Raw genomic sequence first — 1638 nt, 5'->3', positions numbered from 1 at the left:
CACGCGCGACGCGGCGGGCGAGACCGTCCGCGTGCGGGGCAGCGGCGGGATGACCATGTGGGCGTTCGATCCCGCGCGGGCGGAAGGAGAGGTGCCGTGGGGCACGTTAGGCTGACCGCGACCGCGCCCGGAGGGATGAAAGTGAGGTGCGCGTCCGATGGTGGATGTCCACGACGCGTCGGTGTCCGAGCAGGAGCCGGATCCGTTGAGCGAACAGCGGAGGGCGTTCGCCGACGACTTCGCGACGATGTGGTCGGCGACCGGCGCTCCGATCATGGACGGCCGGGTGCTCGGCTACCTCATGATCATGCGACGGGAGTACATCTCCTCCGCGGATCTCGCCGCCGCGCTGGAGGCGAGCGCGGGCGCGGTGTCGATGTCGACGCGGCGCCTGGTGGACTCCGGGTTCGCGAAGCGCAGGATCATCCCCGGCGACCGCAACCACTACTTCTACTCGGACGAGGACGTCTGGGGGACGTGGCTGGCGGGGGAGCGCCGCTACCTGGACCGGCAGCGGGACAACATCGAGCAGGGCATGGGGGTCGTGGCGGACAGCGACGACCCGGGCGACCGCATGGCGTATCGACGGATGCGCAACGGTCGCGACTACATGCGGTGGCTGCGCGACTACCACTACAAGATGCTCGAGGCGTGGGAGGCGTACAAGGCCGAGCGCGACGAGTCGGACGAGTGACGTCGGCGTCCCCCATGGGGGGAGGCATCCGGTGACCGCGGACAGCCTGCTGCAGGTCCGCCACCTCCACGTCGTGTTCGACGTGGAGGGCCGCGAGGCGGTGGCGGTCGAGCGCCTCGACGCGGACGTCCACGAGGACGAGGTCGTCGCCCTCGTCGGCGAGTCCGGGTCGGGCAAGAGCGTGAGCTCGATGAGCGTCCTCGGACTCCTGCCGCGCAACGCCCGCGTCTCCGGCTCGATCCGCTTCGACGGGATCGAGCTCGTCGGGGCGTCGACCGACCAGCTGCGGCGCGTCCGCGGCGGGGGCGTGGCGATGGTCTTCCAGGACCCGTCCCAGGCGCTCGACCCGGTCTTCACTGTCGGATCGCAGCTCGTCGAGGCGCTGCGCGCGCACGCCCGGATGTCGCGGGCCGAGGCCCGCCGCCGTGCGATCGAGCTGCTGCGGGCCGTGGAGATGCCCGACCCCGAGACGCGGATGGGCTTCTACCCGCACCAGCTCTCCGGCGGCCAGGCGCAGCGCGTCGTCATCGCGATCGGGCTGGCCGGCGAGCCGCGCCTGCTGATCGCCGACGAGCCGACGACCGCGCTCGACGTCACGGTGCAGGCCGAGGTGCTCGATCTGCTGCGCCGCCTGCGCACCCGCAGCCGGATGGCGATCCTGCTCATCACCCACGACATGGGCGTGGTCGCCGACCTCGCCGACCGGGTCGTCGTGATGCGCAACGGGTCGGTGGTGGAGACCGGCGCCGTCGAGCAGATCTTCGCCGCCCCGCGCGAGGGCTACACGCGCGACCTGCTGGCATCCGTCCCCCGAATGGGTGCGGGCGTGCGCCGCGACGATGCCGCCGAGGCGGCGGCATCCGATGCCGTCGTGTCCGTGTCGGACCTCGTGGTCGACTTCCGCGCGCGCCTGCGGGGCACGGTGCGGGCGGTCGACGACGTGT

Annotated in this window: 2 protein-coding genes; both read left to right on the top strand. The window is 72.2% G+C overall.

From position 1 onward, the window contains the following. Positions 1–157: 157 nt before the first annotated feature. A complete protein-coding gene (locus BGO37_RS15245; protein ID WP_291756255.1) occupies positions 158–694 on the top strand; it encodes a MarR family transcriptional regulator in 537 nt (178 codons plus the stop codon). Positions 695–725: 31 nt separating this feature from the next. Then, the coding region (locus tag BGO37_RS15240) for an ABC transporter ATP-binding protein (RefSeq protein ID WP_291756253.1) at positions 726–1638 on the top strand (913 nt) is incomplete at its 3' end.

It is taken from the genome of Cellulomonas sp. 73-92 (assembly GCF_001898175.1).
Classification (GTDB): domain Bacteria; phylum Actinomycetota; class Actinomycetes; order Actinomycetales; family Cellulomonadaceae; genus Cellulomonas.
Note: the sequence above shows the minus strand (reverse complement) of the source record. Positions and strands in the feature narration are given on the sequence as shown.

Excerpts from the sequence above, each read along its gene's own strand:
- BGO37_RS15245 (WP_291756255.1), top strand. The coding sequence starts at position 158 with ATGGTGGATGTCCACGACGCGTCGGTGTCCGAGCAGGAGCCGGATCCG.